Raw genomic sequence first — 15,893 nt, 5'->3', positions numbered from 1 at the left:
AAGAGGCGCTCGGCCCTGGGCGACCGGTGCGGGGTCAATAGTGCAGCGGGTTCGGGCGTTTCGGGTGCGCCATTGGCCCCGGCTGGGCCCCGGCTGGGCCCCGGCTGCCCCGGCTGACCCCGCCGACCCGGCTGAACCCGCCGACCCGGCTGGGTCGGCGTGCGCTGTCGACTTCCGCGCAGGGGCGCGGGCCGACCCGACGGCGCGGCTCAGAACGGCGGGATGTCAGCCTCGACGCGCCGCGTCGTGTTGCGGGCGCGGACGTCGGTGAGCGCCGCGCGCAGGGTCTTCGAGCGATCGTCGACGACCTGCTCGTATCCGAGCCTCGAGGCCTCGGACCGGCGCTGCGCCGACTGCGTCACGGGGCGGATCTCACCGGCCAGACTCAGCTCGCCCACGGCGGCGACGGTGCGCGGCACGGAGATCTGCTGGATCGACCCGGCCACGGCGATCGCGATCGCGAGGTCGGCGGCGGGCTCGGTGAAACGCACCCCGCCGACGGTCGAGACGTAGACGTCGAGAGTGCTGGTCTTGATGCCGGCCCGTCGTTCGAGGATCGCCAGCACCATCGCCACCCGTGAGGCATCGAGACCGTGCACGACGCGTCGGGGGTTCGGGGCCGTGGTGTTGATCGTCAGCGCCTGCACCTCGACGGGCAGGGCTCGGCGGCCCTCGAGTGAGATCGCGACGCAGGTCCCGGGCTCGGTCTCGCCCTGCGAGAGGAACAGGCCCGAGGGATCGGGGACCTCGGAGATGCCGTCGCCGGTCATCTCGAAGCATCCGACCTCATCAGTCGGGCCGAACCGGTTCTTGAGCGCGCGGATGAAGCGCAGCGACGTCTGACGGTCGCCTTCGAAGTGGCAGACGACATCGACGAGGTGCTCGAGCACACGGGGGCCCGCCACCGTGCCGTCCTTCGTGACGTGCCCGACGAGGATGATCGGCAGGCTGCGCTCCTTCGCGACGCGGATGAGCGTCGCGGCGACCTCGCGCACCTGGCTGGGCTGACCGGCCGCGCCGTCGATGAGCGACGACGACACCGTCTGCACGGAGTCGACGATGACGAGTTGCGGGGCGACCTCGTCGATGTGACCGAGGATCGTGGCGAGGTCGGTCTCGCTCGCGAGGTACAGCTCGTCGTGCAGCGCTCCGGTGCGTTCGGCGCGCAGCCGCACCTGAGCCGGAGACTCCTCGGCGCTGGCGTACAGCACCCGCCGACCCGAGCGGGCCGCCTGCGCCGCGACCTCGAGCAGCAGCGTCGACTTGCCGACACCCGGCTCTCCGCTGAGCAGGATCGCAGCCCCGGGCACGATGCCGCCGCCGAGCACCCGGTCGAACTCGCCCACGCCGCTCGTGCGCCGGGGTGCGTCTTCGGTGGTGATCTGCGTGATCGGCCGGGCCGCGCGGTCGGCGCTCGGTGCGAGCGGGGTGATGCGGCTCAGGATGCCGGTCTGCGTGCCCTGCTCCTGCACCGTGCCCCACTGCTGGCATTCGGCGCAGCGACCCACCCACTTGGCGGTCGTCCACCCGCATTCGGTGCAGACGTACGCGGGGGGAGCGGGTTTCCGGGTGGCCATGCAGCCAGGCTATCGCCGAGATCAGACATCCCTATCGCGCCGGGCATTATTCACGGCTCGACCCCTCCCTCGCGTTCGACTGCCACGGAATACTGGAGTCATGGCCAACGGAGCGCCCGTCTGCGGGCCGATCTCGACGTTCTCCCGGGTGCGGATCCTGCACCTGGTGCAGACGCGATCGGATCGCACCATCGGGGAACTGTGCGAGGCCACCGGGCTGCACCCGAACACGGTCCGCGAGCACCTGCAGCGGCTCGTCGAGGGCGGCTACGTCATCCAGGCCACGGAGCACCGCACCACCCGCGGGCGCCCGCGCACCCTGTACAGCGCAGCGACCGGCACCCCCGACGCCTCCAGCCCCATCGCCCGCGACAAGGCGAAGGCCGCCGCCGAACGCGGCGATCTGCTGCGCCGGGTCCTTCCCACGTCGGCATCCGCTCTGGGTCGCGACGCGACCTATCAGCTGGATGCACTGATCGAGCACTTGGAGGAGAGCGGCTTCGAGCCCGTCGTCGATGACGAGCAGCTCACAGTCGACCTCAGCCCCTGCCCGCACGCCGCGGGCCGCGCCGAAGACCGTCCGATGCTGTGCTCCGTGCACCTCGGCCTCATGCAGGGGGTGCTCACCGCAGCCGGTGGGCCGCTCGCTGCCGCGGCCGTGCGCACCTCCGCCCTCCCGGCGGACTGCACCGTGCAGCTGCGTCTCACGGAGATGACCGCCGCCTAGGCGGACATCTGCTTTCCCGGTCTGCCGCCGCCCGACGGCGACAGACCGGTCACCGGCGTGGCCGCACGCAGAGAAGAAGGAGTGGCCCTCATGGAATGGCTCGATCCCCTGGCACTGTCCCGGTGGCAGTTCGGTCTGACGACCGTCTACCACTATCTGTTCGTGCCGCTCACGATCGGCATGGCGCTGGTCGCGGCGATCTTCCAGACTGCGTGGGTGCGCACCGCCAAGGTGCAGTACCTGCATCTGACGCGCTTCTTCGGCAAGATCTTCCTCATCAACTTCGCCATGGGCGTCGTCACCGGCATCGTGCAGGAGTTCCAGTTCGGCATGAACTGGTCGGACTACTCCCGCTTCGTCGGCGACGTGTTCGGCGCTCCGCTCGCCTTCGAGGGTCTGCTCGCGTTCTTCTTCGAGGCCACCTTCATCGGCCTGTGGATCTTCGGCTGGGACAAGCTCCCGCAGAAGCTGCACCTCGCCACGATCTGGTGCGTCTCGATCGGCAGCATCCTCTCGGCGTACTTCATCATCGCGGCCAACGCCTTCATGCAGAACCCGGTCGGCTACGTCTTCAACCCCGAGACCAACCGTGCGGAGCTCACCGACTTCTGGGCGCTGCTGACGAACCCCGTCGCGCTCGCCGCCTTCCCGCACACGATCTTCGGAGCGCTGATGTTCGCGGCCGGTGTCGTGATCTCGGTCTCCGCCTGGCACCTCGCGCGCGGCCAGCACTTCGACACGATGCGCATCTCGCTGAAGTTCGGCCTGTGGGCGATGATCGTCTCGACCGCCGGCGTCGTGCTCACGGGCGACCAGCTCGGCCTCGCGATGTACGACGCGCAGCCGATGAAGATGGCCGCCGCCGAGGCGACCTTCAACACCGTGTGCGGGCCCGACGCCGCGTTCAGCCTCTTCACCCTGGGGACTCCGGACGGCAGCTCCGAGCTGTTCAGCATCCGCGTGCCCTACCTGCTGTCGCTGCTGTCGACGCACACACTCGACGCGTGCGTGCACGGCATCAATGACCTCAACGCCGAGTACGCGACGACCTTCGCCGACACCGGCCTCACCGAGTTCGCCCCCATCCTCTGGATCACCTACTGGGCGTTCCGCTGGATGATCGGCCTCGGCATGGCCGCCGGCCTCGTCGCCGTGATCGGACTGTGGCTGACCCGCAAGGGAGCCAAGAAGCCGCCGGCTCCGTGGATGTGGAAGCTCGCCATCTGGTCGTTCCCTCTGGCTCTCGCGGCCAACATCATGGGCTGGGTCTTCACCGAGATGGGTCGGCAGCCCTGGATCGTCTTCGGTCTCATGACCACACAGGACGGCGTCTCGCCGGGAGTCAGCGGCGTCGAGGTGCTGATCTCGCTCATCGCCTTCACCGCGATCTACGCCGCCCTCGCCGTCGTCGAGATCCGACTCATCATCCGCGCGGCCCAGAAGGGCCCAGACACCGAAGAACAGCCCCACGAGGAGACGGCCCAGCTGCCGTCCGTCGTGTACTGAGAAAGGGATCAGTCATGGAATACATGTGGTTCTGGATCGTCGCCTTCCTCTTCGTCGGCTACTTCGTGCTCGACGGGTTCGACTTCGGGGTGGGCATGTCGCTGCCGTTCCTCGGCAGGAACGACGTCTCCCGCCGGCAGACCATCAACACCATCGGCCCCGTCTGGGATCTCAACGAGACCTGGGTCATCGTCGCGGGCGCCTGCCTGTTCGCGTCGTTCCCGGAGTGGTACGCGACACTCTTCAGCGGCTTCTACCTGCCGCTCCTGCTGATCCTGCTCGCGCTGATCCTCCGAGGGGTGTCGTTCGAGTACCGGCACCAGCGCGAGAGCGCGGCATGGAAACGCGGATTCGACCGGATGATCGTGATCGGCTCGGCGGTGCCGGCGCTGCTCTGGGGTGTGGCCTTCGGCAACATCGTGCAGGGCGTGGCTCTCGACGAGAACCACATCTACGTCGGCGGATTCTTCGCGCTGCTCAACCCCTACGCACTGCTCGTCGGCATCACGACGCTGCTGCTGTTCTTCCTGCACGGCGTGCTGTTCGTCGCGCTGAAGACCGACGGCCCGGTGCACGAGAACGCCCGTCGTCTGGTGAAGCTCGCCGCGGGGCCGACGATCCTCGCCGCCGCGGGCACGGTCGTCTGGACGCTGCTGATGGCGGCCGATCGTGAGGCTCCGCTGCTGTGGCTGGTGCTCGGCGCCGGCGCGCTGGCCGCACTCGCGCTCATCACCGCGGTCGTGCTGTCGCGCGTGGGCCTCGACGGGTGGGCGTTCTTCTCGGGGGCCGTGACCGTGGCATCCGCCGTGGTGATGCTCTTCGCGGCGCTCTTCCCGTACGTGATGCCGTCGACGATCGACCCGGCCTACAGTCTCACGATCGAGAACGCCTCGAGCACCCCGTACACGCTGACGATCATGAGCTGGACGGCTCTCGTGGCCCTGCCCCTGGTGCTCGCGTACCAGGCGTGGACGTACTGGGTGTTCCGCAAGCGGGTGACCAGGAAGTCGATCGAGGGGGCGCCGGCGCACGCGTGACCGCGACCGCCACCCCGGCAGCTACGGTGGAAGCGGCCCCCACCGCGACCCGAGAGGCACCCGCATGAAGCCCGTCGACATCCGGCTGCTGAAGTATGCCGGCGCCGCGCGGGGGTTCATCCTCCTCTCGGGCATGATCGGCGTGGTGCAGACCGCGGTCACGGTCGCCTTCGCGTGGATGCTCACGGATGCCGTCACCGGCGCCCTCGGCGGGCGCGACGTCACCGCATCCCTGCTGTGGCTGCTCGCTCTCGCCGCGCTGAGAGGGACGCTGATCGCCGCGTCGGACGCCGCGGGCACCCGTGCCGCCGCGAAGACGGGGATGCAGCTGCGGGCCGCACTGATCTCGGCCGTCGGACGCCTCGGTCCGGGCTGGCTGGCGCAGCGCAGTCAGGCGGGGCTCGCGGTCACCGCCGGGCACGGGCTCGAGGCGCTCGACGCGTACTTCGCGCGGTACATCCCGCAGCTCGTGCTCACCGTCATCGCGACGCCCGTGCTGGTCGCCGTGATGTGGTGGCAGGACTGGCCCAGCGGGCTGACGGCGATCATCACCCTGCCGCTGATCCCGCTGTTCCTCATCCTCATCGGGATCGCGACCCGCACGGTGCAGCGCCGGCAGTGGCAGACGCTGCAGCGGCTCGCCGCCCGGTTCGCCGACACGGTGCAGGGGCTGTCGACGCTGCGGCTGTTCGGGCGCGAGCGCCGGGCCGCGGCACAGATCGAGCACACCGCCGACGAGTACCGCCGCGAGACGATGAAGGTGCTGCGGTTCTCGTTCCTGTCGGGGTTCGCCATGGAGCTGCTGGCCTCGCTCGCCGTGGCGCTCATCGCCGTGGCGATCGGGTTCCGGCTGCTGTCCGGCGACCTGTCGCTCGAGGTCGGGCTGTTCGTGCTGCTGCTCGCCCCCGAGGCGTTCCTGCCGATCCGGCAGGTCGGCGTGCAGTTCCACGCTGCGGCGGAGGGCGTCGCCGCCACGGAGGACGTGTTCGAGGTGCTCGATGCGGCCGAGGCTCGGGAGGGTCGTGTGGGTCGTGTGCACGATTCAGCACCGATCGCGCCGGAGGCCGCTGATTCGACCCGTTCCGGCACGTCGCGGCTCAGCCATGCTGAATTGCGCACGGGGGGCGGCCGAGACCTCGTCGTCACCGAGCTGCGGGTGCGCGATCTGCCGCCCGTGTCGTTCGTCGCGAAGCCCGGAACCATCACGCTCATCGAGGGGCCGAGCGGCGCCGGCAAGTCCAGCCTGCTCGCCGCGCTGCGCGGTGCGGTCGAGTTCGACGGCGCGGCCACGGTCGGCGGCGTCGATGTGCGCGACCTCGCTCCGTCGGAGTGGCTGGCCTGGAGCGGGCAGCGGCCGCAGCTGAGCCGGGGCAGCATCGCGGCGAACGTGGCGCTCGGCGACGAGGCGCCGGATGCCGACGAGGTGCGCCGAGCGCTGGACGACGCGTGCGCCGGCGACCTGGATCCGGCGCTCGAGCTCGGCGTACAGGGCAGCGGACTCTCAGGCGGCCAGGCGCAGCGGGTGGCGGTCGCTCGGGCCCTGTACCGCGAGTCCCGGCGCGCCGACGCGGTGCTCGCGCTCGACGAGCCCTCGAGCGCACTCGACCCCGACACCGAGGCTCGCCTGTGGGCATCGCTGCGTCGCCGGGCGGATGCCGGTGCCACGATCCTCCTCGTCTCGCACCGCCGGTCCGCGCGCGACATCGCCGACCGAACGGTCGCGCTGGGGGTGAGCGTATGAGCACGGACTCCGCCCGCATCCGCAGCATCCTGCGTCTCGCACAGCCGCCGATCCGCCGCTTCCTCCCGGGAGCGATCTGGGGTGTCGTGTCGGCCGGCGCGGCTGTCAGCCTCCTCGCCGTCAGCGGCTGGCTGATCGTCAGCGCCTCGATCGTCGATTCGCTGGTGCCCCTGTCGATCGCCGTCGTCGGGGTGCGCTTCTTCGCGGTCACCCGGGCGGTCACCCGGTACCTCGAGCGCCTCACCGGCCACGATGCCGCTCTGCGGCAGCTCGCCTCCACGCGCGCCGACATGGTGCGGCGGCTCACTCCACTGTCGCCCGCGGGACTCGGACGCACGGACCACGGCCGGGTGCTCTCGGCCCTCGTCGACGACGTCGAGAATCTGCAGAACCTTCCGCTGCGGGTGGTGCAGCCGCTGACGGTGTCCGGGCTCGTCGCGCTCGGCGCCGTCGGCTTCCTCGCCTTCGTGTCGGTGCCGGCGGCGCTGAGCCTGGCGGCGTGCCTGGTGATCGCGGCTGCGGCGGCGATCGGCCTGGGCTGGCTCTTCGGCTCGCGGGCCGAAGACGCCGTCTCCCGCCGCCGCGGCGACCTCTCGGCGGCGCTCACCGACTACTTCGGCGGCCTCGACGTGCTGCTCGCGTACGGCGCCGAACCGCAGGCCCGCGAGCGGGTGCGCAGAGCGGATGCCGAGCTGCGCCGAGCCGTCAACAGGGCGTCGCTGGCCCAGGCCGTCGCGGCGGGCGTCGTGTCGGCCGTCGCCGGCGCAGCATCCGTCTGGGCGCTCGCCGCCGCCGCCCCAGGCCTCACGACCGGAGCGATCGACGGTCCGTGGCTCGCTGTCGCCGTGCTCGTGCCGATGGTCGTGTTCGAGGTGTTCGGCGCGGTGCCGATCGCCGCGGCGTCGTGGCGGAGCGTGCGCTCGAGCGCGGAGCGCATCGTCGACGTACTGCCCGAGCGGATGCCGGACGAGCTGCGCTCCGACGAGGGACTCGACGCCGAGATCCCGGGAACGCCCGCACTCCGGCTCCGTGATGTGCAGGCGGAGTGGCCCGGAGGCGCACCCGCGCTGCGCGGTGTCGACCTCGCGCTGCAGCCGGGCGAGCGGGTGCTCGTGGCCGGACCGAGTGGTGCGGGCAAGAGCTCGCTGGCCGCCGTGCTCGTCGGATTCCTGCGGGTCTCGGGCGGGACGTACTCGGTCGGAGGCGCCGACGCGACGACGCTCTCGGGTCCTGCTCTGCGACGGACGATCGGGCTGTGCGAGCAGAGCCCGCAGCTGTTCGACGAGGACATCCGGCAGAACCTGCTGTTCGCGCGCGACACCGCGACGGACGACGAGCTGCTGGCGATGCTCGACCGCGTCGGCCTCGGCGCCTGGGTGCGGGAGCGCGGCGGGTTGGACGCCCGCGTCGGCGATCGTGGAGGACTCGTGTCCGGAGGGCAGGCGCAGCGGATCGCTCTGGCCCGCGCCCTGCTGCGCGGCTTCCCGGTGCTCGTCCTCGACGAACCGACCGCCGGGGTCGACCCCGACGCTTCGGATGCGCTGCTGCGCGACCTCCTCGAGGCCACCGGGGAGCAGACGGTGCTGCTGATCTCGCACGTCGCTCCGCCTCTCGGCACGGTCGACCGGGTCGTGCGGATCGAGGACGGACGCACGGTCTCGGGCTGATCCGGCTCTGCCCCTTCCCTGTCCCTTCTCGTCCCTGGTCCTGTCCTGTCCCGTCCTCCACAGCCCCCGGCCGGCACAACTTCGGATGCCGCGGCCGCCACGCCGCGGCATCCGTGGTCCCGTCCGGCGTGTCTCTCCTCGGCTCCGAAGTTGTGCCCTGGGAAACAGGGGGAACGAGGGGGAGAGGGACGAGGACAGGGGGAACGAGGGGAGAGGGGGTAGAGGGGGAGAGGGGGAGAGGGGGAGAGACGGGAGAGGGGAGAGGGGGAGGGGAGAGGGGGGGAGACGGGGTCAGGCGCCGAGGTCGGCGCGGGGCTCCATGACGATGCCCTGCGCCTCGAAGACCCGGCGGCGCTCCTCAATGCGGCGATGCAGCTCGACCTGGGCGTCCTCGATGAGCTGAGGGTCGAGGTCGACCGTCGCGGGGTGCGGATCGCCGTGGTTCGCCTCGATGTAGGCGTCGAGCTCGGGGCCCGAGGTCCACGAGGTGATGAGGGCGAAGCGCGGCGCCGCGCCTCGGTGCCACACGGCATGCCAGAAGCGCTGCGTGTCGACGATGATGCGCGATCCCTGACGCAGCGGCAGGCGGATCTCGGTCGCAGGATCGAAGCGATCGGAGCGCAGGAGCAGCAGTGACTCGGCGTCGTCCGAGAGGTTGTAGTACCCCCGGACGACCCAGCCCGTGCCCTCGTCGTTCAGGCGGTTGTTGTCGTCCTGGTGCAGGTTGTAGACGGCATCCGCGTAGGTGTTGGGCTGCAACTCGATCACCCGGCACCGGCCCACGCCCGCGCCCGGCTCGAGCGCGCGGCGCTGCAGGGTCGGGGCGATCGCGACCTGCGACTCCACCCACACGCCGTCCTTGTCGGTGCGGGGAGGGGTGTGGTTCCAGAAGCCGTTGCACTCGATCTCGCCCGCGTAGCTCGCGAGAGGTGCGAAGCGCGTGACACCGGACGACCGCCAGCCGATGTACTCGAGGTCGAGCCATTCCAGGGGGTCGGATGCCTGATCGTGATCGTCGAGCACGACGTACCCGGTCTCCGCCAGCGCCTCCGACGTGATGAAGCCCATGGTGTCCGTCCCTCCGCTGTCGCTTAGGCCATCCTAACCAGGCGGTCGTCGGATGCTCCGGGTGCGCGCCGGGGAAAAGCGACGCCGATACCCTGAAGGCATGACTCAGCCGCAAGGTGCCCTCCTCGTGGGCAGCGTGAACTACGACGACGCCGAGACCACGATCCGCACTGCCGCCGACGTGATCGGTCCGCGGCTGCGCCGCATCCCCGACGGCGAAGTGGGCAAGCGGTTCCACTGGATCATGTTCCAGCCCGACGTCCTCGGCGAGGCCGACGGCATCGAGCGCATCGGCGACGAGCCGATCCCCTTCCCGGCGGGCATCGACGCGCGCCCGCTCCGCATCGCGGACGGGGTGGATGCGGCGAGCATCCGGCTTCCGTCACTCGGGTATGCGGATGCCGCGACCGAGTCGTACGCGATCTTCCGCCGACTGCGCGACGAGGGCGTCGTGCCCGAGGGGACGCGCTTCCAGGTATCGCTGCCCACACCCGTCGCCGTCGTGACGTCGTTCTTCTTCGGTGCCGACCGCGCGGCGATCGCTCCCGTGTACACCGCCGCGCTGCGCCGCGAGGTCGACAGCATCCTCGTCGCGATCCCGCACGACGACCTCGCGATCCAGTGGGACGTCGCGAGCGAGATGGGCGTGATCGAGGCCGCGCCGGCGTTCGGTCGCGTCATGGACGTGTGGTGGGAGGGCGACCCGTTCCCGGGGCTCGTCGCGCAGCTCGCCGAACTGATCGACGCGGTGCCCGCCGACGTCGAGGTCGGGGTGCACCTCTGCTACGGAGACGTCGCCGAGAAGCACTTCTTCGAGCCGACGGATGCCGGAAACCTCGTCCGCTACGCGAACGCCGTGGTCGGGGCATCCGCTCGGGAGCTGACCTGGCTGCACCTGCCGGTACCCATCGAGCGCGACGACGACGCCTACTACGCGCCGCTCGCCGGGCTCGAGTACGACGGCGAGCTGTACCTCGGTCTCGTGCACCGCGAAGACGAGGCAGACGGGGCTCGTCGCCGGGTCGCCGTCGCGCAGCGGTTCGTGCCCCGGTTCGGCATCGCGACCGAGTGCGGCATCGGCCGCGCTCCCGAGGGGACGACCGCGGGCATTCTCGGCACGCACGCAGAGGTCGCCGCCGCCTGGTGACGCGAGGCGGCGGATGCTCTCGATTCGCGCCGTGGCGCGGGTTGTCGTAAGCTTGTCCGCGGTGACGTGTCCGAGCGGCCGAAGGTGCAACTCTCGAAAAGTTGTGTAGGGTAACCCCCTACCGTGGGTTCAAATCCCACCGTCACCGCCATGGAAACCCCCGAGAAATCGGGGGTTTTTCCGTATCCGGGATGGGGTGTGGTGCATCCGTGGTGCAGTTCTGAGCAGGGCCATTGCGTGCTGCTCGCGCGTAACGCGGGTAGTGACCAGCGACGAGCAATGAGATCCTGGGACCTGCTCTAGGCGCTGAGCGCTGGCCTCTACACATGCGATCCCGCGGTGACACGAAGGATCCGCCTGTGGCCCGCGCACACTCACTCCTTCCCAATCACCGCCAGACGGCAGAGGCGATGGAAGTCGTCTCCATAGAGATCGCGTTGACCGTGTCCAGGCGTCGCGTGGCTTCGGCGAGGAGGTTCTTCATCTGATGGACCGTCGACGACCACTGTTGCTGTGCGCGTTCGTACGCGCGACGCGCCTCTCCGTCCCAGCTGTCCCGGAGGCGCTGGACCTCCGCATCGAGAGTTCCGAGCTGTTCTTCGAGTTCGTGCACGGTGAGAGCCAGTCGAGCGACCGTCTGCCCGACGGCGTCGTGGTGGACTGAGACCTTCATCGTGGCACCGAGAGCTCCTTCGCGAGATCCATCTCGCGTAGCACGTAGGGCTGGGAAACGGCTTCCGTGAGGTGGTAGGTGTAGAAGATGAGCGCTGCTTCGTCGGCGGAGAACAGCTCGTTCGAGAACACCGGCACGGCGCGCGAGTTGTTGATCGGCACCAGCGTCGTGGCGCCGTCAGCGGGTTCGTTCCGCCCGACGGTGTAGAGGTGTCCTTCCCCGTCGGGTCCGGGCAGCCGCACTTCGATGGTCATCCGGTCTGCGGAACCAGCGGCCTGGATGAACCCTTCTCCTCCGTCTTGCGGAGTAACGATGATGCTCTCAGGGTTGGGAGCGCGCCAGACGATGTAGGTGAAGCGTTCGGTGCCGTCCAGGTGTCCGAGCATCATGCGCAGGTGATCGGGAATGGGACGGCGGCGGTCGCTGATCCATCCGGTCATGCCTCGCGGAGTCGTCTCGGCGAATGGTCCGTAGAGAGTCACGGGACGTACCTCACTTCGACGTGTGTGATGACGACGGGGTCGCCATCGAGTTTGCCATGCGCTGGTGTGCCGGCGTTGACGCTGTCGTCGAACTGCCGTTGGGTGCTACCCGCGCTGTTGTAGTCGGGTCGTGCCGATGGTCCGGACTTCACCTCGATCGCCGTATAGGTGCCGTCGTTATTGCGCTCGATTCCGTCGTAGATGCGGCCATTCTGTGGTGATCCGTCGTAGTCGACCTTGATCTTCGCGCGGATCACATCCGCTCCCTGCTCATCTGCGTATTCATCGAGCCCGATCTTCTCCTTGTCGACCCACACTCAACTCCTGCAACACCGATGTTCTCATCAGCCTGATCGGCGGTGGCGCGGGCGCTGTCTCCGCCGTCGGAGGCATGATGGCCGCCGCGGCCGTCCCGCCGGGTGCGATCATCGCAGCCACGGGTGCGATCATGGCTTTGGGCACGTTGCCGTACATCGTCTGCAAGAACGCCAGCGGGAACGGCGCCATCTACGTCAACATCGCTCCTACCGGGGGGAGTCTCACTGTCTGGCTGCTGGTTCCCCTGGCGGTCGCGATCGTGGTGATCGTGATGTCGTCCGTCACTCTTGCGCGACGGCTCAACAACTAGGTCTCGTGCAGTAGGTACTCAAGAGCCGTCGGGCATCTGCTCGGCGGCTCTTGGCGTATGTCTCACGGCGTGCAATCAAGATGCCGCTCAGTCGTCGACAGGGGTGGTCTCGAACTCGCGGCGCTTCATCACGGACTCGACGCCGAACAGACCGGCGAAACGCGCAACGTCGCGGCCGCCGTCGACGCGATTGAGCACGAACTTCGACGGGATCCGCTCGAGGAGAGGGTTCTCGCCTTCGAACGAGCGCTCTGTCTTGAGCGCGAAGATGCGGGTGTGTCGAGCGCACGGAAGCTGTCGATCGAAAGGATCGAGGTGTCGACGTCGCCCCAGATGAGTCGGTCGAACTGCTTCTGGTTGGTCCAGTGCTGACGGATGCGTTTCGCGATGCCGGTGAAGCTGCTCGTCGCGCCGACGTACACCTGGCGGTACTCAGCGAGCACCATGATGTAGAGCCCGCCGACGCCGTCCCACTGCGTCAGATCCGTGACCTCGATCATGCCGCGCTGGCTGGCGACGGCAGCCTGCCTTATCGCCCACTAGCCGAATCTGCTTTCAGGCCGTGTCACGCGTTCTCGTGGTTGCCTGCGAGGCTGAGGTATTGGAAGACGGGCAGAGCCAGCACCGGCGGCACCGCGAGGTGGGCGAAGACGAAGTATGCCAGCGATGCCCCCGGCGTTCGGTCGGGTCACCGACTAGTGGATTGCGGCGAGGCTCCAAATTCCCATCCAGCCCAGAGCAAGGAAGAACAGTGCTACACCAGGAAGCAGGCGCTGCATCGGGGTGATCCGCGTCCAGCGCGCCCACGCGGCAATGGCAGTGATGAGGCACGCCACCGTTCCGATAATCGCGAGGGCTGTGACAGCCTCACCTGTTTGGACTGTTACGGTTCCGCCGGTTGTCGCTTCGTAGACGCACGCTCGCCCGATTGGCATGAACGTGACATCCGTCACGACCTGGGGGTACTCGCCGATGAATACCGCGGTGTCCGGCGCGCTGCGAAAGCATGCCCCATCTATTTCGCGAGAGTCGCCGTACTGGGAGACGAAAGCGACCCAGACCGCCAATTGGCTGAGGAGGCTCGCAAATATGAGCCATGTCGCCTGGGCAGCCTGAGTCGCTTTCGTCATTCCACTCATCCATTTAGTGTTTCACGCACTCGTTTGCGAGGTCACCACAGAGGGCAGAAGTCCGACTTCACCGGGGCGTCGACCCCGAAGGTGTCTGATGTCCAGCACAGCGTCGGCGCGGTCCAGTTGCGCTGCCCTTGCCTCACTGAGCCCCGGGGATACGAATGAGCCTCGGTGCTCCTATGATCGGCGCATGGAACCCAACCCACTGCTGCCGTCTCTCTCCGAGCTTCTGCTGATCGTCGGCGTCGCTCTGGTCGTTCTCGTGCTGCTCGGCGTCGGGCTCGGGGTCTGGCTGTCCAATCGCTCGCGGGCTCGTTCGGAGTCGTCTCGACCCGAGGATGATCGAAACGAAGGCCGGGTCTAGTGTCCGAACGCACTCTCGCGGCATTCTGGATGAGCCAGGCGACGCCGGGGGGCGCTCATCTGGCATCAGAGTGACGTCGGCGGGCATCGGCGTCGTTCCGGGATGCCTCGCTTCAGCTTTCCCTCCCTCAGGCGAGGCATCCCGCACCCGCGCCGTCGTCGCGCCGTCGATGGGAGTCGTCGAGATCTCCTCGAGGTCGTGTGTGGGGTGAGCGTCTGTCCAACTGAGCTTTGCGAGGGTGGAGACACACAATCCCCGGAACAACGCGGATCCGCGAACTCGGATCGAGCGTGATAAGCAATGGGGACCAGCCGGGGCCTATGACCCCGTGGGCCGCGCCGCTAGCCTCGAGCGGTCATCCGTCGGATCCGCTCGGCGTAGCCGTCGAGAACGTCGAAGATCCCCCGGTGCTGCCAGACGCGGTTGCGCCCCTGGCCGGTCGTCTCGGTGAGCACCCCGCGGTCGGTGAGCGTGTCCAGCGCGCGCAGCGCCGCCATCTCGCCGAGCCCGAGGGTGCTCATGAGGTACTTCGTGTTCACGGCTGGCTGTCCGACGAGCGCGGGGAGGATCTTCCAGACTGCAGCGTCGGAGCGGACGCCCTGAAGCAGAGCGCGGGACTCGTCCAGCTGCGCGACGAGATCGTCGACCAGCTGCGTCCCCGTGGACGCGGCGATGCGACTCGCCATGGCGAACTCGCGAATGATCGGGGCGGCGTCGCCGGCGCGGAAAGCGGTCAGTGCTTCGAAGTAGCGCCCGGTGTTCACGAGCAGTCCTGCAGAGATCGGTACGGCGGTCGATGCGACGAGACCCTTGTTGCGCAGGATCGACTGCGCGAGCGCGCGGCCGGTGCGGCCGTTGCCGTCGACGAACGGGTGGATGGTCTCGAACTGGGCGTGTGCGACAGCAACCTGGACGAGCACAGAGATGTCCTGGCGCTGCACGAAACGCACCAGGTCGCCGATCGCACCGGGAATCCGGTCGTGGTGGGGCGCGACGAACTCCGCCTGACGGGGGCCGGCATTGCCGGGACCGATCCAGACTTGTTCTTGGCGGTAGAGACCTGCTTCGTGCTCGAGGCCGGGCTGGTGGCGCATCAGAGCGTGGTGCATGTGAAGGATCGAATCCTCGGAGATCTCGTCCGAGAGCGCGAGGGCTGCCTCCATGGCGCGGACGTTCCCGATGACGGTGAGCGCGTTGGCCTTGTCGCCTTCATCGATCTCGGCGAGAGCCAACTGCTTCGCCGATGTCGTCAGCTGCTCGATCTGTGAGCTGGACGCGGACTCTGTGCGGAGCAGAATCGCAGTCATCGGGCCCAACGCCGGGTTGTCTGTGCCGAGCGTGCGCCGCGCATGCTCGTCGAACGCGACCAGCTGGCGCGTGGCGTCTTCGACGTCGGCGGCGTCTTCACTGGGGACCTGCGGGCTCCACCCCGCGATCGGTACGGTGACCGTCGCCTCATACGACCCGGTCTGACGCACGACCTCCGCCCGTGAGAAGATCTCAGGCGCCCGCGGTGCCCAGTCGAGTGTCTCGCTCGAGACAGCATCGATCGGGATGCGGGTGCTGGACGAAGATGTTGACATCACGTCATCATACCAACACTTAGGAAGTTAGATGTTGGTAAGAAAGGTATGAATCCGTAGCTGAGGTGGCGGGGCCGCGGCATCGCCTTCGACTTGACAGTTGGCCTAGACGAACACCACCACCCATGCGAGCAGGGCTACCGCTGCAGGGGCGAGAGCGACAAGGGCGCTGCGCGGTCGTTTCCCGCGCAGCGCGAGCACCGTCATCCAGGCGACGATGAGGGTCGCGACACACGCCACGATCGTCGTGATCCATCCGGTCTGATAGCTCAACGCTTCGCCAGAAATGCTCTCCCACTCGCAGTACCTGCCGGCCGGGAATGCCGTTTGGCGCCCTTCAACAAGCGACACCTCTCCTCGAGACGCCGCATCGGGTGGGACAGGACCCGTGATGCACGCATACTCGGCGTTGCCCGCGACGCTGAAGTACTGGAACACGGGCATCGCGAGCACGGGGAGCACTGCGAGGCAGGCGAAGATGAAGTACACGAGGGAGCTCCCGGGCGTTGCTGCCCGGGAGCTTTGTTCGGCTTGCTGATCCGTCATGGGGCCCGACGGTA

17 protein-coding genes and 1 tRNA gene are annotated in these 15,893 nt (G+C 68.5%); 9 read left to right on the top strand and 9 right to left on the bottom strand.

All coding sequences use genetic code 11. The features are described from left to right. Positions 1–209: 209 nt before the first annotated feature. Complete coding sequence (gene radA, locus BN2660_RS03375; protein ID WP_091227297.1) at positions 210–1,577, bottom strand: DNA repair protein RadA; 1,368 nt, start codon at positions 1,575–1,577, stop codon at positions 210–212. 100 nt (positions 1,578–1,677) lie between these two features. Here radA and BN2660_RS03370 point away from each other — a divergent pair, with 100 nt between their 5' ends. The 5 genes from BN2660_RS03370 to cydC all read left to right on the top strand — a co-directional run bounded on the left by BN2660_RS03370 (position 1,678) and on the right by cydC (position 8,255). Further along, a complete protein-coding gene (locus tag BN2660_RS03370) occupies positions 1,678–2,304 on the top strand; it encodes a helix-turn-helix transcriptional regulator (protein WP_091227293.1) in 627 nt (208 codons plus the stop codon). Positions 2,305–2,394: 90 nt separating this feature from the next. Continuing rightward, positions 2,395–3,810, top strand: a complete 1,416-nt coding sequence (locus BN2660_RS03365) for a cytochrome ubiquinol oxidase subunit I (protein WP_091227290.1) — start codon at positions 2,395–2,397, stop codon at positions 3,808–3,810. 14 nt (positions 3,811–3,824) lie between these two features. After that, positions 3,825–4,847, top strand: coding sequence for a cytochrome d ubiquinol oxidase subunit II (gene cydB / locus BN2660_RS03360; protein ID WP_091227288.1), 1,023 nt, complete (start codon positions 3,825–3,827; stop codon positions 4,845–4,847). A gap of 64 nt (positions 4,848–4,911) precedes the next feature. Then, positions 4,912–6,588 (top strand): thiol reductant ABC exporter subunit CydD, encoded by a 1,677-nt coding sequence (cydD, locus tag BN2660_RS03355; protein ID WP_091227286.1) that lies wholly within the window; start codon positions 4,912–4,914, stop codon positions 6,586–6,588. Further along, positions 6,585–8,255 carry a thiol reductant ABC exporter subunit CydC gene (gene cydC, locus BN2660_RS03350; RefSeq protein WP_091227283.1) on the top strand — a complete coding sequence of 557 codons (1,671 nt, stop codon included), beginning with the start codon at positions 6,585–6,587 and terminating at the stop codon, positions 8,253–8,255. Before cydD ends, cydC begins: the two co-directional genes overlap by 4 nt. A gap of 291 nt (positions 8,256–8,546) precedes the next feature. Here cydC and BN2660_RS03340 read toward each other — a convergent pair whose 3' ends face one another. After that, positions 8,547–9,323 carry a hypothetical protein gene (locus BN2660_RS03340; RefSeq protein ID WP_091227277.1) on the bottom strand — a complete coding sequence of 259 codons (777 nt, stop codon included), beginning with the start codon at positions 9,321–9,323 and terminating at the stop codon, positions 8,547–8,549. Positions 9,324–9,423: 100 nt separating this feature from the next. Between BN2660_RS03340 and BN2660_RS03335 the strand changes: the two genes are divergently transcribed. Then, positions 9,424–10,470, top strand: coding sequence for a hypothetical protein (locus BN2660_RS03335; protein ID WP_091227274.1), 1,047 nt, complete (start codon positions 9,424–9,426; stop codon positions 10,468–10,470). A 60-nt stretch (positions 10,471–10,530) separates the two neighbouring features. Then, positions 10,531–10,621 (top strand) — tRNA-Ser (locus tag BN2660_RS03330). Positions 10,622–10,858: 237 nt separating this feature from the next. Here BN2660_RS03330 and BN2660_RS03325 read toward each other — a convergent pair. The 3 genes from BN2660_RS03325 to BN2660_RS03315 are packed head-to-tail and all read right to left on the bottom strand — an operon-like array spanning position 10,859 to position 11,942. Further along, positions 10,859–11,143: a WXG100 family type VII secretion target gene (locus BN2660_RS03325; RefSeq protein ID WP_091227272.1), complete on the bottom strand. Its 285-nt coding sequence runs from the start codon at positions 11,141–11,143 to the stop codon at positions 10,859–10,861. Further along, positions 11,140–11,625, bottom strand: a complete 486-nt coding sequence (locus BN2660_RS03320; protein ID WP_091227269.1) for a hypothetical protein — start codon at positions 11,623–11,625, stop codon at positions 11,140–11,142. The genes BN2660_RS03325 and BN2660_RS03320 overlap by 4 nt, the downstream gene beginning before the upstream one ends. Beyond that, entirely contained in the window at positions 11,622–11,942 is a 321-nt protein-coding gene (locus BN2660_RS03315) for a hypothetical protein (protein WP_091227266.1), read from the bottom strand. The genes BN2660_RS03320 and BN2660_RS03315 overlap by 4 nt, the downstream gene beginning before the upstream one ends. A 74-nt stretch (positions 11,943–12,016) precedes the next feature. Between BN2660_RS03315 and BN2660_RS03310 the strand changes: the two genes are divergently transcribed. Continuing rightward, positions 12,017–12,253, top strand: coding sequence for a hypothetical protein (locus BN2660_RS03310; protein WP_176697073.1), 237 nt, complete (start codon positions 12,017–12,019; stop codon positions 12,251–12,253). 128 nt (positions 12,254–12,381) lie between these two features. Here BN2660_RS03310 and BN2660_RS03305 read toward each other — a convergent pair whose 3' ends face one another. Together BN2660_RS03305 and BN2660_RS03300 are read right to left on the bottom strand one after the other, a co-directional pair. Next, a complete protein-coding gene (locus BN2660_RS03305) occupies positions 12,382–12,753 on the bottom strand; it encodes a hypothetical protein (protein ID WP_091227261.1) in 372 nt (123 codons plus the stop codon). Positions 12,754–12,948: 195 nt separating this feature from the next. Then, entirely contained in the window at positions 12,949–13,383 is a 435-nt protein-coding gene (locus BN2660_RS03300; protein WP_091227256.1) for a hypothetical protein, read from the bottom strand. Positions 13,384–13,576: 193 nt separating this feature from the next. Between BN2660_RS03300 and BN2660_RS16550 the strand changes: the two genes are divergently transcribed. Continuing rightward, positions 13,577–13,750, top strand: coding sequence for a hypothetical protein (locus BN2660_RS16550; protein ID WP_176697072.1), 174 nt, complete (start codon positions 13,577–13,579; stop codon positions 13,748–13,750). A 341-nt stretch (positions 13,751–14,091) separates the two neighbouring features. Here the strand turns inward: BN2660_RS16550 and BN2660_RS03295 are convergent, their stop codons facing one another. Next, the gene (locus BN2660_RS03295; RefSeq protein ID WP_091227253.1) at positions 14,092–15,333 is read right to left on the bottom strand and encodes a Fic family protein; all 1,242 of its coding nucleotides are present in this window, start codon (positions 15,331–15,333) and stop codon (positions 14,092–14,094) included. Positions 15,334–15,438: 105 nt separating this feature from the next. Next, positions 15,439–15,879, bottom strand: a complete 441-nt coding sequence (locus BN2660_RS03290) for a hypothetical protein (protein ID WP_091227250.1) — start codon at positions 15,877–15,879, stop codon at positions 15,439–15,441. Positions 15,880–15,893: the final 14 nt, after the last annotated feature.

The organism is Microbacterium sp. 3J1 (genome assembly GCF_001049495.1).
Lineage (GTDB): Bacteria > Actinomycetota > Actinomycetes > Actinomycetales > Microbacteriaceae > Microbacterium.
This window is presented reverse-complemented; position numbering and strand designations above follow the sequence as displayed.